Below are 20,233 nucleotides of genomic sequence, written 5' to 3' on the forward strand. Positions count from 1 at the left end.
GCGCTGGACGCGGGGTGGAGCAGCCCGGTAGCTCGTCAGGCTCATAACCTGAAGGCCGCAGGTTCAAATCCTGCCCCCGCAACCAAATCAAAAAAAGCCCGCATGGAGAAATCCAGCGGGCTTTTTGACGTTTGAACCGCAGGGAACAAGCGCAAACAAAGCGAAGCGGACAGATGTAAGGGGCGGGCGCCGCAACGCGGTGAGCGAGCGTCCTTCAATCCTCATCGGGTGGAGAGGGGGCGGGGGAGGTGGCGGCGTCGTCTGCTTCTATGACCGGCGTTACCCGTTTATTAAGACATACAATCGATAGTTGCCTTCATTCTTGATTCTCGCGATGGCATGAGGCTGTGCGCTCCCATTCGGCAGGCAGGTGCAGGAGCGCCGCCTTTGCCGCGGAGACCCACGCGTGACCGCCATATCGCCGACAAGCAACGTTGCCTTGGAAATCCTCAGGCGGACAACGGCCGAGGCGGAGGAGAAAGCCGGTTCTGCCGACAGCGCGAACAACATCCTCAGGGCTGCGAACGGCGTTTCAGCGGAGCCTGGCAGAGCAGCGACGCAGGCGCAGGGTGCAATCAACAACAGCATACTGGAGCTGAAGGCGAGGGCCGACGCTTTTGTCGGCACGGCGCTGGAATTGCTAAACTCCGGCCGTTTCAAATCCAGCGACCCCAACGTGAAAGCAGTGCTGAAGGAAATCCTCAACGAGCAGGGTGAGATTTTCGCCGGCCGGGTCGAGGCTGAACTGCTCAACAATCCCGGTCTCAGACACGAAGAGGCCATCGCCAATGCGCTGACTGCGACGGTGCGCGGCAATCGCAGCCGTTTTGCCGAAACCGAGATCGTGCTCGGTTATAAGCTGAAAACCGCCGGCGACCAGTTGCATTATGTTGCCGATGCCGAAGGCCATAGCTCCGGTCAGTTCCTGGCGGATGCCCAGAACGAAGCGCGTATCGGTCTCGACATCGCACAAAAGGCGCGCGCCAATGCGAAGGACGATGCGGCGCTCGCGGCGGCTCTGAAGGCGGAGGAGGAAGCCGAGCGGAATTACCGGCGAACGCAGCAGTCGGTGAGTGACTGGAACGGCTATTGGACGAAGAAATTCGGCTGGCCGGAGGCCCGGTGACGGTGTGATAAGGGATCGCCGCCCGGTGACGGGATAAGACGCGATGGGCGGATCGTTGGACAGGTTGCTCCGAGCTCGACCCGAGACGCGCTTTAACGGTTTGCCTTTGGGCGCTTCACGCCCCGCATCAACGATTCCTGTGTCTCGCCTTGGTATCGTTCCGGCGCAGTGATCTGCGAACGAATACGGTGCATTAGAGGATATGCCAAGCACGTGGCCGCCGTTCCGCTCTGCCGCTTGCGCTCCAATATCTTGAATTGCCGTGCGCCGTGATCGCAAACCGCTGCGCATTTTTCCGCGACATGGTTCAGCTTCCGGCGTCGCTCTTGCCGTCGGAAGGACCTTGGCTTCTCAGCTTTCCGTGATCGCGGTCGGAAAGCCACACCCGCGTCTCATCGAGGATTTCCGTCGACAGGTCGGGATCGTCGGTCATCCGCGCCAGGATTAGCGCGCCGATCATGGCCGCCGAACTGCCGATCGCCGCGCGACGCTTCTCATCCTCATTCGGGCCCGGCGCGATCTTGCCGAACCGGGTGAACTGGCGCTTGAGGACCTCTGTCATCTCCGACCGCGCAGCCCCCGGTTGGCGGCTCACTTCCGACGCAAGGGCGGCAAGCGGGCAGCCGTGGCCATAATTGTCGCGATGCTCCGGTGAAAGATAACGCTCGGCTATGGACGCCAGGTCTACGGACAGGGGCTCTGTTGCTCCCTGCAGGCCGGCGATGGTCTGCGCGATCAGATCCTCCTTCGACTTGAAATAGCCGTAGAAACCGCCATGCGTGAGGCCCGCCGCCTTCATGACATCGGTAACGGTGACGGATTCAAAGCCGCGCTCCCGGAACAGCTGTCCCGCCGCCTCCAGAATTGTCTTCTTGTTCTCTTCGACCTGCTTCCGGCTCACGCGCATCATCGTCTCCTGAAATTTCGATTGACAATATACATGATATTCATCATATATCCAAATACATTATGACTATCATGAATAAACTCAAGGAGCCCAATCGATGAGCAGGAAGCCAGTAGTCCTTGTAACCGGTGCCTCGACCGGCATTGGTGCCGTCTATGCGGAGCGATTTGCCCGTCGCGGTCATGATCTCGTTCTGGTCGCGCGCAATGCAGCGCGGCTCGACGCGCTCGCTGAGCGCCTCAAGAACGAAACCGGCGTGGCGGTGGATGTGGTGCCGGCGGACCTGACCGACGAGCAGGACCTCGCCAAGGTCGAGCAGCGGCTGCGCGAAGACCGGAGCATCGGCGTGCTGGTCAACAATGCCGGGACGTCTATCCCCCGAGGCTTTCTTCAGCAGCAGAGCGAGGACATCTCGAAGCTGATCGCGCTCAACGTAACGGCAGTCACCAGGCTCGCGCATGCGGCAGCTCCGGGGTTTGCGGAGAGAGGCGAGGGGGCGATCATCAACATCGCGTCGGTCGTCGGGCTGGCACCGGAGATGGGCGCAACCGTCTACGGCGCGACCAAGGCCTTCGTGCTGTTCCTTTCTCAAGGCTTGAATGTCGAACTCGCCACCAAGGGCGTCTACGTTCAGGCAGTGCTGCCCGCAGCGACGCGCACCGAGATCTGGGATCATGCCGGCGTCGATGTCGAGACGCTCTCCGGTGTGATGGAGGTCGGCGATCTCGTCGATGCGGCGCTGATCGGCTACGATCGACGCGAGTTGGTAACCATCCCGCCGCTTCCCGATGCCGGCCAGTGGAACACCCTCGATACGGCACGGCAGGCAATGCTGCCGAATTTTGCACAGTCGTTGCCGGCCGAGCGCTATCGGTCCGCTGCCTGACCGGTCCACGCACGGAGCGGGCGTTTGGCGTCCGCTCCGAACGCCTGCACCTGCTGAGACGGTCGATGCTCGGGCCTTTCCGCTTGGGCACAGCAAGCCACATCGTTCCACGGTTTGCCCCAAAGGCGTTTGCCAAGCGCCCTCAGGCTGCTTAGAAATTGAGGATCAAAGATCTCGCAAGGCCGATGACTCCGCCCCTGCGCGAAAATCCTCCCTCGAAACGATGTTGATGGTGCGAGCCGATGAAAAGATTCAATCTGGGACCAACCGACCTTTCCGTTTCCTCTGCCGTTCTCGGCCTGATGCGGATTGCCGATTTCAGCGACGACGCCATAAGCCGGCTCTATGGGAAGGCACGGGACGTCGGCATCAACGTCTTCGACCATGCCGATATCTATGGCGGCGAACTGCATGCCTGCGAGCGCCGTTTCGGCGATGCGTTGCGGTTAAAGCCGACTGAGCGCGAACAGATCGTCATCCAGAGCAAGTGCGGAATCCGTCGCGGCTATTTCGATTTCTCCAAAGATCATATTCTGCAGTCGGTCGATCGATCGCTTGCGGCGCTGAAGACCGACTATCTCGATCTTCTCTTGCTGCATCGCCCGGATGCGCTGGTGGAACCGGAGGAGGTGGCGGACGCCTTCGACAAATTGCAGGCGGCTGGCAAGGTCCGGCATTTCGGCGTCTCGAACCACACCCCGCGGCAGATCGATCTTCTGAAGACCGCCGTCCGCCAACCGCTCGTCGCCAACCAGATCCAGCTCAGCATTGCGCATGCGCCTTCGGTCGCCTTCGGAATCGCCGCCAATATGGCAGGTCTCGAGCAATCGATCGATCGCGACGGGGAAGTGGTCGTCTATTCGCGCATCAACCGCATGACGTTGCAGGCCTGGTCACCGTTCCAGCAGGGTTTCTTCGGCGGCGTCTTCGTCGGCGACGAGAAGAACTTTCCGGAACTCAACCGGGTGCTGGACGCCCTCGCGGGCAAGTACGGGGTATCGGCTTCCGCGATCGCCTATGCTTGGATCGCCCGCCATCCGGCCAACATTCAGGTGGTGCTTGGAACGACAAGTCCCGAGCGTTTGGCCGATATCGCGCCCGGCGCCGACATCACGCTGTCGCGCGAGGACTGGTATCGTCTCTTCACGGCAGCAGGACACGTGCTGCCGTGACCTCGTTAGGTCTGCAGACCATTGAAAAGGCCCGCTCGGATCCGAGCGGGCCTTTTATGTTTTGGGGGCGGATGCCGATGGCTTAGCTGCGCGGCTTCAGGTTTTCCGGATCGTAGAGCGGCTTGTAGCCAACGCCGACAACCTCGACCGGATAGGTCTCGGCGAAGTATTCGACGTTGAGTTTGCGGCCGACCTGGCAATGGGACCAGGGCAGATAGGCAAGCGCGATGTTCTTGCCGATCGTCGGGCCGAAGGCGATCGAGGTGGTGTAGGAACGGCGGCCCAGTTCATCGACCAGCACCTTGCCGGTTTCCGGATCCATCACCGGCAGGGTTCCGACCGGATAGCGCTTCACGCCGTTCTTGTCGGTATTCTCCGTCATGACGAGCGTGCAGAGCATGGCCGGCTGATGTTCGCGCGCCTTGTATTCGAGATGCTTGGCCTTGCCGCGGAAGTCCACGTCCTTGACCTTTGGGCGGGCAAGGTCGGCTTCGATGAGGTTGTACTGGGTAAGCAGGTCGGCGTTCTGCAGGCGCAGGCTCTTTTCCATGCGGCGCGAGTTCGCATAGGTTTCGACGCCGAAGGCCATGACGCCGGTCGAGCGCAGAGCGTCCCAGACGGCGAGACCGTCCTCGTACTTCATGTGCAGTTCCCAGCCCTGCTCGCCGACATAGGAGATGCGGAAGGCGGTGACCTTTTTGCCGGCGATCTCGATCGGCTTGATCGCGGCGAAGGCGAAGTTCTCGATGTCGAGACCCGAGGGATCGGCAACCACCTTCTTGAGCGTCTCACGGGCATTGGGACCCCAGATGCCGATGGTGATGAACTTCTCCGAGACGTCGGTGATGGTGACGTCGAGGCCGCGATCTTCGGCGACGCGGCGCATGTACTGGAAGTCGCGCGGGCCGGCGTCGGCGCCGTTCACCAGGCGGCAGCGGTCGGCCATGCGGAAGACGGTGAAGTCGGCCCGTACCATGCCCTCGTCGTCGAGGAAGTGGGTGTAGATGCCCTTGCCGATATTGCCGTCGCCACCGACCTTGGCGGCGCACAGCCATTCGAGCAGCTCGACATGATCAGGGCCTTCGATGTCGACCATATGGAAGTGCGAGAGATTGACGATGCCGCAGTCCTCGCTCATGGCCAGATGCTCGGCGTTGGAGACGCGCCAGAAATGGCGGCTGTCCCACTCGTTTTCACGTACCGGAACGCGGTCGCCATACTTCTCCAAAAGGTGCTCGTTGGCAGCGTAGCCGTGGGCGCGCTCCCAGCCGCCGAGTTCCATGAAATAGCCGCCGAGTTCCTTTTCGCGCTCGTAGAAGGGCGAGCGCTTGACGTTGCGGCCGGTGGCATAGGGTTCGCGGGTGTGCACGGCGGGGTAATAGATCTTCTGCGCCGCCTCGAAGCAGCGGCCCTCGATGAACTTTTCTTCCAGCTGGTGCGGATAGAAGCGGGAATAGTCGATCGAGGCGTGGTCGATCTCGGTGCGGCCGTCTGTCATCCAGTCGGCGATCAGCTTGCCATAACCGGGGCCGTCCTTCACCCAGATGGCGACGCAGTACCACAAGCCGCGCACCTTTTGGCTCTCGCCGCAGGAGGGGCCGCCGGCGGCCGAAACCTGCAGCAGACCGTTGAAGGAATGGCTCTCGTTATAGCCGAGTTCGCCGAGGATTGGCGTCAGCTCCATGGCGCGCTCGAGCGGCTCGATGATCTGTTCCATCTCCAGGTCACGCTGCGAGGGCGACAGGCGTGCCTCGTGCTTTTCAAGGATGTTACGCGGATGGCAGAGGCGCGGATTGGTGGTCTCGTAATAGCCCCACTCGATCTGGCCGCCCTCGGTGGTTTTCGGGTCGCCGGTGTCGCGCATATAGGCGGAGTTGCCCTGGTCGCGCAGAAGCGGAAAGCCGATTTCCTTACCGGTGCCCTCGAACTCGTTGTACGGGCCGAAGAAGGTGAGCGGGTGGTCGACGGGCATGACCGGCAGATCCTCGCCGACCATTTCGGCGATCAGGCGGCCCCAGATGCCGGCGCAGACGATGACGTGGTCGGCCATGATCGTGCCGCGATGGGTGACGACGCCCTTGATACGGCCGTTTTCGACGATCAGCGATTTTGCCGGCGTGTTGCCGAAGACCTGCAGCTTGCCGGACTTTTCCGCCGCATCGACCAGCTTACCGGCAACCGTCTGCGAGCGCGGGATGACGAGGCCGGCGTCCGGATCGAACATGCCGCCCATCACCTGATCTTCTTCGATCAGCGGGAACATCGCCTTGATTTCAGCCGGCGAAACATAGTGGGCGCGGGTACCGAAGGCCTTGGCGGAGGAAAGCTTGCGCTTGATCTCTTCCATCCAGACATCGTCACCAGTGCGGGCCACTTCCAGGCCGCCGATGCGGGCGTAGTGGCCCATCTTCTCGAAGAAATCGATCGAATACTGCGTCGTCCAGACCGAGAGATAATCGTGGCTGGTGGTGTAGCAGAAGTCCGAGGCGTGTGCGGTCGAGCCGATATCGGTCGGCACGCCCGACTTGTCGATGCCGACGATGTCATCCCAGCCGCGCTCGATCAGGTGATGCGCGATCGAGGCGCCGACGATGCCCCCCAGCCCGATGATTACGACTTTCGCCTTTTGCGGAAACTCTGCCATTGATTGCGACCCTGGTTGGATTGGATGCCGGATTTTAGGGCGTGACGGATCACGACTAGAGCCTGTCTACGACATAATCATCAAACTGCACGACCAGAGCCGAGCATTTTGCTGATCGCGGAACGAGAGCTGTCGAGACGGTCATGCCACTGATTTCTTGAGAAAAAGCGCCCCTCCGCGCCAATCTGATTCATCTAGCATATCGCAAATGGCGACGCATCCGAATGCGTCATCGCCGTTGCCCTGTTTCTCCGCAGGCCGCGCCGTTCGCCATGAAAGATAATCCTATCGGGCAAGATTGACAGCGATGCGTGATATTAATAAGTTCGGTAACAGAACGAATTAAAAGAGGTCCCCGTGAACGACAGCTTGCGCATCTCCCGGAAGTTCTCCCAGCGCTCCGTCATGGAGGCGATCGTCCAGGGCGGTCCGATTTCGCGTGCGTCGATCTCGAAGCAGACCGGCCTTTCCAAGCAGACCATTTCGGAGATCGTCCGCGGCCTCGAAGAAGAGGGTTGGGTGCAGGAGACGGGGCGCACCAGCGGCCATGTCGGGCGCACTGCCGTCACCTACGAACTGGTGTGCGATGCCGCCTTCATCATCGCCGTCGACCTCGGTGGCACGAAGGTGCGCGTGGCGATCACCGATCTCGCCTGCCAGATCTTTGCCGAAGACACGGCGCCGACCGATCCGCGGGGCGGCCGCTTCGTCGTAGAGCAGATCGCTGCCATGGCGTTTGATGCGGCAGACCGACAGAAGATCGCTCGCGAGAAGATCCGGCTTGCGGTGGTAGGCGTTCCCGGAGCGCCCTGCAGCGAGACCGGCCGTGTGTTGCTTGCGCCGAACATTGCCGGTTTCGACACGATGGATGTCGTCGGCGCCTTCGAAGAGGTGCTCGGTTTTGGAGCCATGCTCGAAAACGACGTCAATCTTGCCGTCCTTGGCGAAAACTGGCTGGGCCAGGGGCAGGGGATCGACAACCTCGCCTATGTGGCGCTGGGCACCGGCGTCGGCAGCGGCCTGATGGTCGGCGGCCATCTGGTGCGCGGCGTCAGCAACGCGGCCGGCGAAATGGGTTTCCTGCCACTCGGCGCCGACCCGTTCGAGGCGGAATCGCTGCGCACCGGCGCCTTCGAGCGCGCGGTTGCCTCGCATGGCATGGCGGAACGTTACGCGGCGCTTTCGGGCAAGACCGTTGCCGTGCCCACCATCTTTGCCAAGGCAGAAGCGGGCGATGCGGCAGCGCTGACGGTGCTGGATGACACTGCGCGGTATCTGGCAGCCGGCGTTGCCGCGATTGCCGCGATCGCCAACCCGCAGAAGGTCATCCTCGGCGGATCCATCGGGCTTCGGCCGGAAATGCTTGAGCGGGTAAAAGCCTTCCTGCCGCAGTGCTTCCCCTATCCGGTCAATGTGGAGACCGGTGAACTCGGCGCGCGCGCCGCGATCATCGGGGCGGCGGCGATCGGGCTCGGTCAGCTGCACAACACCCTGTTCGGGGTCGATGCGCCCGATGGCCGGATTTCGCTGCCGCGGGCAAACGTCAACGCGCTTCGGGAGGCGATGTGATGACGATGAATGACGGCTTGAACGAACGTTTGCGCGCGGTGCTTGATCGCGAGACGGCGATTGATCTTTTTCGTGGCGCGATCGGGCGTGAGAGCATTACCGGCAACGAGGCGAATTTCGTCGCCTTTCTGGCCGAAACGATGCAGCGCCTTGGCCTTGAAGGTTTGCAAACGGCGGAATTCCTGCCGGGTCGGCCGAACGTCTGGGCGGAGCGCAAGGGCCGTGCCAAGGGGCCACGCCTATTGTTCATCGGCCATACGGATACCGTGCATGTCGACGGCTGGCGCGAACATTGGGCCGGTACCGAGCGCGAGGATCCCTTCGCCGCACCGATCATCGACGGCGCGGTCTGGGGCCGTGGCTCGGGCGATCTGAAGGCAGGCATTTGCGCGTCGCTGGCGGCGCTGTCGCTGCTCGACAAGTCCGGCGTTGCGTTGGCCGGGGACGTGGCCTTTGCCTTCGTCGGCGACGAGGAAAGCGGTCAGCCGGGGACCGGTGTCTCCGCCGGTATCAAGGATCTGGTCGAACGCATCGAGACCGGTGACATCGTCCGTCCGGACTTCGTCGTCTATGTCGAGCCGACACGGCTGTCCGTCTATCCGGCGCAGATCGGATTTTTCATCGCCGACATCACGATTACAGGGAAGTCCGCCTATTTCGGCGTACCCGAACTCGGCAAGGATGCATTGCGCGCCAGCCACGCGGCGATGTCGGCTCTCTGGAAACACTCCGACGAGATCGCCGCGCGGGCCGAGCACAAGCTGATCGGTCGCAGTTTCCTGCTGATCACCGGCCTTGCCGGCGGCGGCTACATCGCCGTGCCCGAGCGTTGCACACTGTCGCTGATCCGCAAACTGTTGCCAGGGGAATCGCTGGACACGGCGGCGGCCGAGATCGAGGCTGCGGTGCGCTCGGCGATCACCGATCCGGAAATCACGGTCGAGTTTTCCTATCCGGCCGGCCGCGACCATGCGCTTGGCGGCACGGCGGCTGAAATCGACGAAACGGCGGGCGAAGTCGGTGCGCTATCAGCCGCCATGGCCGAAGCCATGGGTGGGCGCGGCGTCATCGAAGGCGCGCCCTTCTGGTCGGAATCGCCATTCTTCGTCAACCGCTTGGGTGTGCCTGCCGTCTATTGCGCGCCCGGCGACATCCGCAATTGCCATACCTACGAGGAACGGGTCGAGGTGGAGGAATACCTCGCCGGGATCGTCGGATTTGCCGCCTTCATGGCGCGCTACTGCGGCGTCATGGACTGAACTGCCAAACAAGAGGGAGAACGACAATGCTTCTGAAGAAATTGATGGCTGCCGCACTCGTCAGCGGTTTCGTGCTTGCCGCAAACGCCGCCTCTGCCCAGACGGTCGGTCCGTCCGGCGAGAGCGCGACGCCGAGCGCCGATGTCGCCCTGACCGATGCCGATCTCGGCGCGCTCAAGGGCAAGGGCTACAAGGCGGCGCTGCTGTGGCATACCTCGTCCGACTTCACCAACGCCGTTTCGGCCGGTGCCAAGGATGAGTTTGCCCGCGCCGGCGTCGAGATCGCGGTGACGACGGATGCCGGCTTCGACGCTGCCCGCCAGCGCAGCGATATCGAAACCGCGCTTGCCGCCAAGCCGAACGTCATCCTGGCGCTGCCGCTCGATCCGGTGACCTCGGCCGAAGCATTCCGCCAGGCAGTGACCGATGGCAGCAAGCTCGTGTTCCTCTCCAACCTGCCGAGCGGCTATAAGCAGGGCACGGACTATGCCTCGATCGTTACCGACGATCTCTTCCAGATGGGCAAGCAGGCGGCGGATGCGCTGGCCAAGGCGATCGGCGGCAAGGGCAAGGTTGGCTACATCTTCCACGATGCCAGCTACTATGTGACGAACCAGCGCGACCAGGCCTTCAAGTCGACGATCGAGAAGGACTATCCGGATATCAAGATCGTTGCCGAGCAGGGCATCTCAGACCCGGCACGTGCCGAGGAGCTGGCAAGCGCCATGCTGCTGCAGAACCCTGATCTCGACGGTATCTACGTGACCTGGGCCGAGCCTGCCGACGGCGTGCTCTCTGCCCTGCGCTCGAGCGGCAATACGAAGACCAAGATCGTCACGCTCGATCTTGCCGAACCGGTCGCGCTCGACATGGTCAAGGGCGGCAACGTCACCGCGCTTGTTGCCGACAAGGCCTATGAGCTTGGACGCGCCATGGCTGCGACCGGCCTGAAGTCGCTTCTCGGCCAGCAGACGCCGGCCTTCGTCGTTGCCCCGGCTTTGACCGTCACCAAGGAAAACGTCGCGGACGGCTGGAAGCAGTCGCTCAACCGCGATGCGCCGCAGTCGGTGCTCGACGCGGCCAAGTAATCAGGTGGCCGCCGGGAGAGAGGACGCTTCCGGCGGCGTCATTCCTAAAAGGGAGGCAGATATGCACAGGGCAGTGAGACATTTCGCGTTGCTGGCAACGGTCTTTGCCGCGACATCCGGCTTTGCCGCTGACGGCAAGACCACGGGTCCGCATGGCGAGACGCCGACGCCGGCGGGCAGCCTGACGCTGACGGCGGAGCAGGAACAGCAGATCAAGGACGGCAAGTTTACCGCAGCGCTCGTCTGGCACGAGATGAGCGAATACACCAACGCGGTCAACAGCGGCGCCCAGGACGAGTTCAAGCGCCTCGGCGTCGAGGTGGTCGCACAGACCGATGCCGGCTTTGATGCAGCCCGCCAGAAGGCGGATGTCGAGACGGTGCTTGCCAAGAAGCCCTCGATCATCCTGTCGCTGCCGGTCGACCCGGCAAGCGCCGCCGTGGTTTACGATCCGGCACGCACCGCCGGTGTGAAGCTCGCCTTCGTCGACAATTCGCCGGCCGGTTACGAACACGGCAAGGACTATGTGACGATCGTCTCGGACGACCTTTTCCAGATGGGCAACAAGGCGGCCGTTGCCATGGCGGATGCGCTCGGCGGCAAGGGCAAGCTCGGTTATATCTATCATGACGCCGACTTCTACGTGACCAACCAGCGCGATGGCGCCTTCAAGTCGACGATCGAGCAGGACTATCCCGACATGAAGATCGTTGCCGAGGCCGGCATGGCCGATCCGGCCCGCAGCGAGGAAATCGCGCAAGGGATGATCACCCAGAACCCGGATCTCGACGGGATCTATGTGACCTGGGCGGAGCCGGCACTGAGCGTGCTTTCGACGCTGCGCGGCGCCGGCAACAGCCACACCAAGATCGTGACGCTCGACCTCAACGAACCGGCAGCACTCGACATGGTCAAGGGCGGCAACATCGCAGCTCTGGTCGCCGACGAAGCGTACAATATCGGTGTCACCGCAGCGCGCGCCGCGGCAGGGTCGCTGGTCGGCAAGAAGGCCGAGCCTTTCCTGGTGGTCGACTCGCTTGCCGTGACCAAGGCGTCGGTCGCCGACGGCTGGAAGAAGTCTCTGAACAAGGATGTGCCCGCGACGATCGCGGATGCGATGAAGTGATGAAATGATGCCCGCTGCATGAGTAAAACATGCAGCTTTTCATAGTGCTGCGGCGACCTTTGCGCGTCTGACCAGACCCGCGGCGCCGTAGTGCAGGGGGAGCTTTCCCCCTGCCTTCGGAGGAAGAATAATGTCCAGTGCCCATTCCAGCGCGAGCGGCCAGCCGGCGAGCCTCGTCAGTCGCCTCAACCTGCAGCAATACGTCGTCTATCTCGGCTTCCTGGCGATCTTTCTGTTCTTCGCCATCGTGCTTCGCGACAGCGGGTTTCTGACGGTTCGCAACCTGTCGAACATCATGCTGCAGACAGCACCGGTGACGATCATGGCGATCGGCCTCGTCTTCGTCATGTCGGCCGGCGAGATTGACCTGTCGATCGGCTCGACGGTTGCCGTCTCGGCGCTGGCGGCGGCGGTGACGATCAACGAGTACGGCCTGGTGGCTGGCGTCGTCGCCGGTATCGGCGCCGGCGTGTTGATCGGGCTCCTGAACGGCGCACTGGTCGCCTATGTCAAACTGCCGTCCTTCCTAGTGACGCTGGCGACGCTCGGGCTTTTTGCCGGCGTCTCCCGCTCGATGACGAACCTGCGCTCGATCCCCGTGACCGACAGCACCTTTACCGGCTTCTTTGGCTCGGGCTCGTTCCTCGGCGTGCCTTCGCTGATCTGGTGGACCCTAGTTGCCGTCGTCTGCGGCCATGTCATCTACCGCGAAACCCGCTTCGGCGCCCATGTGCTGGCGACCGGCGACAACAGCCGGGCAGCGAGCGTCTCCGGCATCAGCGTGCCGCGCATTCGGCTGGCCGTTCTGATGATCAGCGGCGGTCTCGCCGGCCTTGCGGGCCTGCTTTACGCCGGTCGCCTGCAGGCGGCGAAGTATACGCTTGGCGAGACCGACCTGATGACGGTGATCGCCGCCGTCATCGTCGGCGGCACGTTGCTCAACGGCGGCAAGGGCACGATCATCGGCGCGCTCGTCGGCTCGCTGATGATGGGCATGCTCAACAATGGCCTGATCCTGATGGGCCTTTCCGTATCCGACCAGATGATCGTTCGCGGTCTCATCATCCTCGCTGCGGTCGCCGTGTCGCTGCGCGAAAAGTCCCGCTGAAGGAGGATTTCATGTTTCTCGACGTTCTGCGCCGCCGCAACCCGGCATTCATCGAAGCGGCGATGAGCCTGCACCAGCAGGGCAAGCTTCCGGCCAACGCCTATGTGCTCGATCTCGACACGGTCGAGGCCAATGCGGCGATTATGAGCAACGAGGCTCGTCGCCTCGGCCTGAAGACCTTTGCGATGACCAAGCAGGTGGGCCGCTCCAGTTCCTTCTGCGAAGCGGTCAAGCGTGGTGGCATTGACCGTTCGGTTGCCGTCGACATGGCCTGTGCCCGCGCCACCCACAAGGCGGGCCTGAAGGTCGGCCATCTCGGCCACCTGCAGCAGGTCGCGCGCCACGAGGCGGCTGCCGCAGCGAAAACCTTCCGGCCGGACTATTGGACGGTCTTCAACGGCGAAAAGGCTGCAGAAGCGGCGGCTGGCGCACATGCAGCCGGCTATCGGCAGGATCTGCTCGCCCGTATCCGGGCGGAAGGTGATACCTTCTACCGCGGCCATGAAGGCGGGTTCGATGCCAGCGACGTTGCCGCGGTGGCGGATCGTCTCGATGCGCTCGACGGTGGCCGCTTTGCCGGCATCACCACCTTTCCGGCGCTGCTCTTCGACCATGAAAGCCGCAAGGTGAAGCCGACACACAATCTCGCGACGCTCTCGAAAGCTGCCGAGGCGCTGGCCAAGGCCGGCCGCAACGGGATCGAGGTGAATGCGCCGGGCACGACCTCCAGCGTCATGCTCCCGGCCCTTGCCGAAGCGGGCGCGACGCAGTGCGAGCCGGGCAACGGTCTGCACGGCACCACCGCACTGCACGTGATGGAAGATCTGCCGGAACTGCCGGCGGTACTCTACCTCACCGAAGTTTCCCATCTCTCGGGCGGCAAGGCCTATTGCTTCGGCGGCGGCTTCTACATCGACCCGATCTTCCCGGATTACGACGTCAAGGCGATCGTATCGAGTGAGCCGACGACGGCTTCATCGGCGCTTCGAAGCGTCGAGGTGCCGCCGCCCTCGGCGATCGACTATTACGCGATGATCGACGCCAGCGGTGCGGCGGCGCCGAAGCCTGGCGATACGGCGGTGTTCGGCTTCCGCGGGCAGGCCTTCGTCACGCGCGCTTATGTCGTCGGCGTGTCGGGTATCTCCACGGGCGCGCCGAAGGTGGAAACGATCGAAAACGGTTTCGGCGAAACCGCAGCCTGGCCGGTATGAGGGGCGACGTCATGAACGCGAACGTTAGTGCTGCAGCAGAGCCGGTCCTGAAGCTGAAGGACATCCGCAAGACCTTTGGCGGCGTCACCGCGATCGAGAACTTCTCGCTGGACGTCCGTCCGGGCGAGATCGTGGCGCTCGTCGGCGACAACGGCGCCGGCAAGTCGACGCTGATCAAGATCATCTCCGGCGTTTACACGCCGACCTCGGGAACGATCACCATCGAAAACCAGACCGTGGCGATGTCGAACGCCACGATGGCGCGCGCCCATGGCATCGAGGTCGTCTATCAGGATCTGGCACTTGCCGACCAGCAGACGGTCTATATGAACATGTTTCTCGGCCGCGAGCCGGTAAACCGTTTCGGCCTGCTCGACCGTCGCCGGATGATTTCCGAGACGGAAACGCTAGTGAGGGAACTGGATGTCCGCATCCCCTCGGCCCATGCGACGATCCGCGACCTCTCGGGCGGCCAGCGCCAGGGCGTCGCGATTGCCCGCGCCACCCATTGGGCGAGCAAGCTGATCCTGCTCGATGAGCCGACGGCAGCACTCGGCGTTGCCGAAACCGCCAAGGTCGAGGAGATCGTCGAATCGCTGAAAAGCCGCAACATCGGCGTACTGATCATCAGCCATAGCCTCGATCAGGTGTTCAAGCTCGCAGACCGCATCTGCGTTCTGCGCCGCGGCAAGCAGATCGGCATCCGTGAGACGGCCAAGACCGACAAAAACGAGATCATCGCGATGATCACCGGGCTTCAGCAACACTGAGGCGGATGTGTCCAGCGGTGCCGCCATTGGGGCGGCGCCGGTTGGCAATCATGGTGCGGCGCCGAAGAAGGTGAGGCGGGTGAAGAGCACGTAGTGCGATTCCGAGACCATCAGCGCCACGAAGACCAGCACCAGCAGCGGCGGCAGCAGGATCGCGTAGATCAGCGCCAGCCGTTCCCAGGCCATGTGCATGAAGATCGCGACGATCAGCCCTGCCTTCAGTACCATGAAGATCAGGATCAGCGACCACCTGAGATAACCCTGCAGCCCGACATAGTCGACGAGGTAGGAGAAGGTGCTGAGCACGAAGAGCAGCAGCCAGACGACCAGATAAAGACCGATCGGGTGTTGCTGGTGCGTTTGTGCGTGGCCTTCTACTTTTGCTGCCGGTGCCGCGTGGGTGTGAACAGTCGTTTCGGTCATGGCCATGCCTCACCACAGATAGAAGAATGCGAAGATGAAGACCCAGACGAGGTCGACGAAGTGCCAGTAGAGGCCGGTGATCTCGACGATCTCGTATTGTCCTCTTCGGCTCGTGAAAAAGCCACGCCGTTCGGTGTCGAAATCGCCGCGCCAGACTTTTCGCGCGATGATCAGCAGGAAGATGACGCCGATCGTGACGTGGGTGCCGTGGAAGCCGGTGATCATGAAGAAGGTCGAGCCGAATTGGGCAGCGCCCCAGGGGTTGCCCCAGGGACGCACGCCCTCGGTGATCAGCTTCGTCCATTCGAAGGCTTGCATGCCGACAAAGGTGGCGCCGAAAAGGGCGGTCAGCAGCATCAGCAGAGCGGTCTTCTTGCGATCGCGCCGGTAACCGAAATTGACGGCCATGGCCATGGTGCCGCTTGAGGTGATCAGCACGAAGGTCATGATGGCGATCAGGATCAGCGGCACGTCCGAGCCGCCGATGTGCAGCGCGAAGACCTCGCTCGGATTGGGCCAGGGAACGGCAGTCGACATGCGCGCCGACATATAGGCGATGAGGAAACAGCCGAAGACGAAGGTGTCGCTCAAGAGGAAGATCCACATCATCGCCTTGCCCCAGGAGACGTTCTTGAACGTCCGCTGGTCGGAGGCCCAGTCGGCGGCAAAGCCGGCAAGTCCCGCGGGGCGATGGAGCGGTTCTCGGACAGGCGAATGTGTCTCGGCGGACATGCCTTGCCTCCTTCAAGTCAAGAGCGACCGGCAGAGCTCGACGAAGTCGTTGGCCCAGCCGGAAAAGAGCGCGTAAAGCACCAGCCATACGGCCAGCATGAAATGCCAGTAGGTGGCGCAGAGCGTGATCGACAGCACGGCCTTTTCGCCCATCGGGCCGGTGCGCGTCTTGACGATGACCCGGGTAAGCGCGAACAGGCCGCCGAGGATGTGCAGGCCATGCATGCCCGAGATCATGTAGAAGAAGCTGTTGGCCGGATTGTCGGCGAGCAGGAAGCCAGCGTCGGTCAACTCCCGCCAGGCAAAGACCTGGCCGGCGAGGAAGGCGAGACCGGCGGCAAGCGCTGCGATCATCGCCGTGCGGCTCGCCTCGTCACGATGCTGTTCGGCAGTGACGCGGGCCGCATGCAGAAGCAGGCTGCCAAGCGCAAGGATGGCGGTGTTCTGCCAGAGGATCTTCGGCATCGGCGTCGACCACCAGTCGGTGGAGGCCATGCGCATGAAGTAGGCGCTGATGAAGAGAGAGAAGAGCGCGGCGACGACAGCAAGGAAGACGCCAAGGCCGATTTTTGCAGGCGGGATCGAAGGCCTACCGCGCGGGCGGGGGTCGTGGGCGTGGCCGACCTCCAGCCAGGGTTTCGAGAACAGCCGCTGCCGGCTGAGCCACCAGGCGGCGATCGCGAAGATCACCGCCAGGAAGACGAGGGTGACGTTCATGAGGCCCCCTCCGGCGCGTGGCCTACGGAACCCGGCTCAGTCTGCGGAATGAAATCTTCCGCTGCACCCGGCACGCTGTAGTCATAGGGCCAGCGGTAGACGACCGGCAGGTCCTTGCCCCAATTGCCATGCCGCGGTGGCGTTTCCGGCGTCTGCCATTCGAGCGTCGTTGCCCGCCAGGGGTTGCCGCCGGCCTCGCGGCCGTGGCGGATGCTCCAGATGAGATTGAAGAGGAAGACGATCTGGGCGGCGCCGACGATCAGCGCCATGATGGTGATGAACTCGTTGAGCGTATGGGCGGATGCCGGCACGAAGGCGGTCTCGCCCATCTCATAGTAGCGGCGCGGCATGCCGATCAGCCCGAGATAGTGCATCGGGAAGAAGATCAGATAGGCGCCGACGAAGGTGACCCAGAAGTGGATCTGCCCCATCGCCTGGTTGAGCAGGCGGCCGGTGATCTTCGGATACCAGTGATAGATCGCCCCGAAAATCACCATGATCGGCGCAACGCCCATGACCATGTGGAAATGGGCGACGACGAACATCGTGTCGGAGAGCGGCACATCGACGACGACATTGCCGAGGAACAGACCGGTCAGCCCGCCATTGACGAAGGTGACGATGAAGGCGAGCGCGAACAGCATCGGCAGCGTCAAATGGATATCGCCGCGCCAGAGCGTCAGCACCCAGTTGTAGACCTTGATCGCCGTCGGCACGGCAATGATCAGGGTGGTGGTGGCGAAGAAGAAGCCGAAATAGGGGTTCATGCCGCTGACATACATGTGGTGCGCCCAGACGATGAAGGAGAGCGCGCCGATGATGACGATCGCCCAGACCATCATGCGGTAGCCGAAGATGTTCTTGCGGGCGTGGGTGCTGATGAGATCGGAGACGATGCCGAAGGCGGGCAGGGCGACGATGTAGACCTCCGGATGGCCGAAGAACCAGAAGAGGTGCTGGAACATGATTGGGCTGCCGCCGCCATGCTGCAGCTGCTCGCCCATCTCGACGATCGCCGGCATGAAGAAGCTGGTGCCGAGCACCCGGTCGAACAGCATCATGACGCAGGCGACGAAGAGGGCGGGGAATGCGAGAAGCGCCATCACCGTCGCCGTGAAGATGCCCCAGACGGTGAGCGGCATGCGCATCAAGGTCATGCCGCGCGTGCGCCCCTGCAACACGGTGACGACATAGTTGAGGCCACCCATGGTAAAGCCGATGACGAAGAGGATGAGGGAGGAGAGCATCAAGATGATGCCCCAGTCCTTGCCGCCGGGCGTGCCGGAAAGTACTGCCTGTGGCGGATAGAGCGTCCAGCCGGCGCCGGTCGGCCCGCCCGGTGCAAAGAAGCTCGCGACGAGCACGAGGACGGCCAGCAGATACAGCCAGTAGCTCAGCATGTTGGCATAGGGGAAGACCATGTCGCGCGCGCCGAGCATCAGCGGGATCAGGTAGTTGCCGAAGCCGCCGAGGAAGAGCGCAGTCAACAGATAGATCACCATGATCATGCCGTGCATGGTGATGAACTGGTAGTAGCGTTCCGCATCGATGAAGGCGAAGGCGCCGGGAAAGCCGAGCTGCAGACGCATCAGCCAGGAGAGCACGAGGGCGACCATGCCGATGGCGATCGCGGTCGAGGCATATTGCACGGCGATGATCTTCGCATCCTGGCTGAAGACATAACGCGTCCACCAGCTATGGGGATGATAGAGTTCCACGTCCTCCACTTCCGCGGGGCCAATCTGTTCGCCCGTGCCTGACCGGATATCGACCATCTGCGAGAACCTCCCAACACCGGATCATTTCGATCCAACGCCTTGAACCTGCAATTCCGCACGTCCAACAATGGAATTGCGTCTCCTCACGAGCGGGATGCGGGCGGATATCGCGAGCACTTTTCCTCATCCCGCTTTGGCCGTCGGGGCGCCTGTTATTGCGCCGGGGCGGCATTCACTGCCTGCGCCGTTTCTTTCGTTCCTGCCTTTGCCTGCAATTGCGAGAATGTCGTCTGTTGCGAGAGCCAGGCTTGATAATCGGCGGCACTGTCGACAACGACGGTGCCGCGCATCTGTGGGTGACCGGTGCCGCAGAGTTCGGCGCACAGCACCTCGAACGTGCCGGTGCGCGTCGGCGTCAGCCAGAAATAGGTGACCATGCCCGGCACCATGTCCATCTTGGCGCGGAACTCCGGCACGTAGAAATCATGCAGCACGTCGACCGATCGCAGCAGGATCTTGACCGGCTTGCCGACCTCCAAATGCAGTTCGCCGCCTTCGATGACGACGTCGTCGAGGGCGGCCGCATCGTTGCGGTTGAGGCCGAGCGAATTTTCCGGGGTGATGTCGCGGGTCTCCGACGTACCGAGCTTGCCGTCGGCGCCGGGCAGCCGGAAGCTCCACAACCATTGCTGGCCGACGACTTCTACCTCCGCCGCACCATCCGGCACGGTCACGAACTGGTGCCAGACGAAAAGACCGGGGGTGAGCATGGCGGCGACGCCGAGCGTGGTGCCGCCGGCAAGCCACCCTTCGAGCTTCCTGTTTTCCGGTTCATAGGCCGCCCGGTTTCCCGGGCGATGCCGAAAACGCAGGACGCAATAGGCCATGAAAAGCACGACGGCGACGAAGACGACGCCGGTAATCCAGAAGGTGATGATGAGCGTATTGTCTATGTAATTCCAGTTGGACGCGATCGGCGTCCACCACCATGGGCTCAACAGATGGAACAACACCGAACCGACGGCCACCAAAACCAGAACAACTACCACGGCCATTTCTGTCCCTCCTCGCCGCTGGCGGCTGTGGGCATGAATACGCAATCCGTAGAGCCTTCTGCATGTTTCCGTTAATCGTCGCCGATCAAACGGCAAAACATGCAGGAATTCAAAGTTCTACAGCGACCTTTGCGCGTCTGGTCAGACACGCGGTGCTGTAGCTGCAATTATTACACGAACGTCGAACAGTCGCAATTCGCCGCCTCCGTGCGAGCAGCGGTTGCGTTTAGTCTCCGCAGATTACTGCGAATACTGCTTGAGATAGGCGATGAGGTTGGAGATATCCGTATCATCTTTCAAACCGGCAAAGGCCATTTTCGTGCCTTTCACCTTGGTCCTTGGATTGTGCAGATAGTCGCGCAGATGCGCCTCATCCCAGACGAGTCCAGCCTTGCCGGCATCGATCATCGCCGGTGAGTAGCTGAAGTCGGCATGAGTGCCTGCCGTTCGTCCGAACAGATGGTTGAGCGATGGCCCAACCTTGTTGGTGTCGCTGTCGGCCACATGACAGACGGCGCATTTCTTGAAGACGGTGGCTCCGGCGGCCGCATCGCCCTCTTGCGAAAGGGCTGCGAACGGACAGAGCATCGTTGTCGAAAAGGCAAGGGCAACAACAAGAATTCGCATGACACTTCCTCAATATCGCCGGGCGCAGGCAAGGAAGGCTATCGTCAATCTGTCGTTTTGGCGGTGCTTGCTTCTCTTAAGTTGGCGCCACGGCG

18 protein-coding genes and 1 tRNA gene are annotated in these 20,233 nt (G+C 62.3%); 11 read left to right on the forward strand and 8 right to left on the reverse strand.

All coding sequences use genetic code 11. The annotated features are described in order from the left end of the window. The first annotated feature begins 8 nt into the window (after nt 1-8). Nucleotides 9-85, forward strand: a tRNA-Met gene (locus IB262_RS26160). 321 nt (nt 86-406) lie between these two features. Beyond that, nucleotides 407-1,126 carry a hypothetical protein gene (locus tag IB262_RS26165; protein ID WP_112977462.1) on the forward strand — a complete coding sequence of 240 codons (720 nt, stop codon included), beginning with the start codon at nt 407-409 and terminating at the stop codon, nt 1,124-1,126. Between the two features lie 307 nt (nt 1,127-1,433). Here IB262_RS26165 and IB262_RS26170 read toward each other — a convergent pair whose 3' ends face one another. Continuing rightward, nucleotides 1,434-2,033 carry a TetR/AcrR family transcriptional regulator gene (locus tag IB262_RS26170; RefSeq protein ID WP_112771931.1) on the reverse strand — a complete coding sequence of 200 codons (600 nt, stop codon included), beginning with the start codon at nt 2,031-2,033 and terminating at the stop codon, nt 1,434-1,436. Between the two features lie 97 nt (nt 2,034-2,130). Between IB262_RS26170 and IB262_RS26175 the strand changes: the two genes are divergently transcribed. After that, complete coding sequence (locus IB262_RS26175) at nt 2,131-2,919, forward strand: SDR family oxidoreductase (RefSeq protein WP_112977461.1); 789 nt, start codon at nt 2,131-2,133, stop codon at nt 2,917-2,919. A 242-nt stretch (nt 2,920-3,161) separates the two neighbouring features. Beyond that, nucleotides 3,162-4,091, forward strand: coding sequence for an aldo/keto reductase (locus tag IB262_RS26180; protein ID WP_112977460.1), 930 nt, complete (start codon nt 3,162-3,164; stop codon nt 4,089-4,091). An 82-nt stretch (nt 4,092-4,173) separates the two neighbouring features. Here the strand turns inward: IB262_RS26180 and IB262_RS26185 are convergent, their stop codons facing one another. Continuing rightward, nucleotides 4,174-6,735 (reverse strand): FAD-dependent oxidoreductase, encoded by a 2,562-nt coding sequence (locus tag IB262_RS26185; protein WP_089045825.1) that lies wholly within the window; start codon nt 6,733-6,735, stop codon nt 4,174-4,176. Between the two features lie 357 nt (nt 6,736-7,092). On the opposite strand from IB262_RS26185, the gene IB262_RS26190 reads away from it, so the two are divergent. The 7 genes from IB262_RS26190 to IB262_RS26220 all read left to right on the forward strand — a co-directional run bounded on the left by IB262_RS26190 (nt 7,093) and on the right by IB262_RS26220 (nt 14,866). Further along, nucleotides 7,093-8,304 carry an ROK family transcriptional regulator gene (locus tag IB262_RS26190; RefSeq protein ID WP_034798940.1) on the forward strand — a complete coding sequence of 404 codons (1,212 nt, stop codon included), beginning with the start codon at nt 7,093-7,095 and terminating at the stop codon, nt 8,302-8,304. Further along, entirely contained in the window at nt 8,304-9,563 is a 1,260-nt protein-coding gene (locus IB262_RS26195; protein WP_192357240.1) for a M20/M25/M40 family metallo-hydrolase, read from the forward strand. The genes IB262_RS26190 and IB262_RS26195 overlap by 1 nt, the downstream gene beginning before the upstream one ends. Before the next feature lie 26 nt (nt 9,564-9,589). Then, nucleotides 9,590-10,651, forward strand: a complete 1,062-nt coding sequence (locus IB262_RS26200) for a substrate-binding domain-containing protein (protein ID WP_112976599.1) — start codon at nt 9,590-9,592, stop codon at nt 10,649-10,651. A 61-nt stretch (nt 10,652-10,712) separates the two neighbouring features. Next, nucleotides 10,713-11,777, forward strand: coding sequence for a substrate-binding domain-containing protein (locus IB262_RS26205; RefSeq protein WP_112976598.1), 1,065 nt, complete (start codon nt 10,713-10,715; stop codon nt 11,775-11,777). 130 nt (nt 11,778-11,907) lie between these two features. Continuing rightward, the gene (locus IB262_RS26210) at nt 11,908-12,885 is read left to right on the forward strand and encodes an ABC transporter permease (RefSeq protein WP_034798931.1); all 978 of its coding nucleotides are present in this window, start codon (nt 11,908-11,910) and stop codon (nt 12,883-12,885) included. Nucleotides 12,886-12,896: 11 nt separating this feature from the next. Continuing rightward, a complete protein-coding gene (locus IB262_RS26215; protein WP_112976597.1) occupies nt 12,897-14,096 on the forward strand; it encodes an alanine racemase in 1,200 nt (399 codons plus the stop codon). An 11-nt stretch (nt 14,097-14,107) separates the two neighbouring features. After that, nucleotides 14,108-14,866, forward strand: a complete 759-nt coding sequence (locus tag IB262_RS26220; RefSeq protein ID WP_112976603.1) for an ATP-binding cassette domain-containing protein — start codon at nt 14,108-14,110, stop codon at nt 14,864-14,866. A 48-nt stretch (nt 14,867-14,914) separates the two neighbouring features. On the opposite strand, the gene IB262_RS26225 is transcribed toward IB262_RS26220, so the two are convergent. From IB262_RS26225 to IB262_RS26250, 6 genes are all read right to left on the reverse strand, one after another. Next, entirely contained in the window at nt 14,915-15,289 is a 375-nt protein-coding gene (locus IB262_RS26225) for a cytochrome C oxidase subunit IV family protein (protein ID WP_034798923.1), read from the reverse strand. A 9-nt stretch (nt 15,290-15,298) separates the two neighbouring features. After that, nucleotides 15,299-16,021, reverse strand: a complete 723-nt coding sequence (locus IB262_RS26230; RefSeq protein WP_034798919.1) for a heme-copper oxidase subunit III family protein — start codon at nt 16,019-16,021, stop codon at nt 15,299-15,301. 12 nt (nt 16,022-16,033) lie between these two features. Further along, complete coding sequence (locus tag IB262_RS26235) at nt 16,034-16,738, reverse strand: cytochrome c oxidase subunit 3 (RefSeq protein WP_112976596.1); 705 nt, start codon at nt 16,736-16,738, stop codon at nt 16,034-16,036. Next, on the reverse strand, nt 16,735-18,513 hold the full coding sequence (ctaD, locus tag IB262_RS26240; RefSeq protein WP_060605254.1) for a cytochrome c oxidase subunit I: 1,779 nt from the start codon (nt 18,511-18,513) through the stop codon (nt 16,735-16,737). Before ctaD ends, IB262_RS26235 begins: the two co-directional genes overlap by 4 nt. Before the next feature lie 155 nt (nt 18,514-18,668). Then, on the reverse strand, nt 18,669-19,511 hold the full coding sequence (locus IB262_RS26245; RefSeq protein ID WP_034798913.1) for a cytochrome c oxidase subunit II: 843 nt from the start codon (nt 19,509-19,511) through the stop codon (nt 18,669-18,671). Between the two features lie 240 nt (nt 19,512-19,751). Beyond that, nucleotides 19,752-20,138, reverse strand: a complete 387-nt coding sequence (locus IB262_RS26250; protein WP_112976595.1) for a cytochrome c family protein — start codon at nt 20,136-20,138, stop codon at nt 19,752-19,754. Nucleotides 20,139-20,233 lie beyond the last annotated feature (95 nt).

Source organism: Ensifer sp. ENS02, assembly GCF_014851885.1.
In the GTDB taxonomy this organism is placed as follows: domain Bacteria; phylum Pseudomonadota; class Alphaproteobacteria; order Rhizobiales; family Rhizobiaceae; genus Ensifer; species Ensifer adhaerens.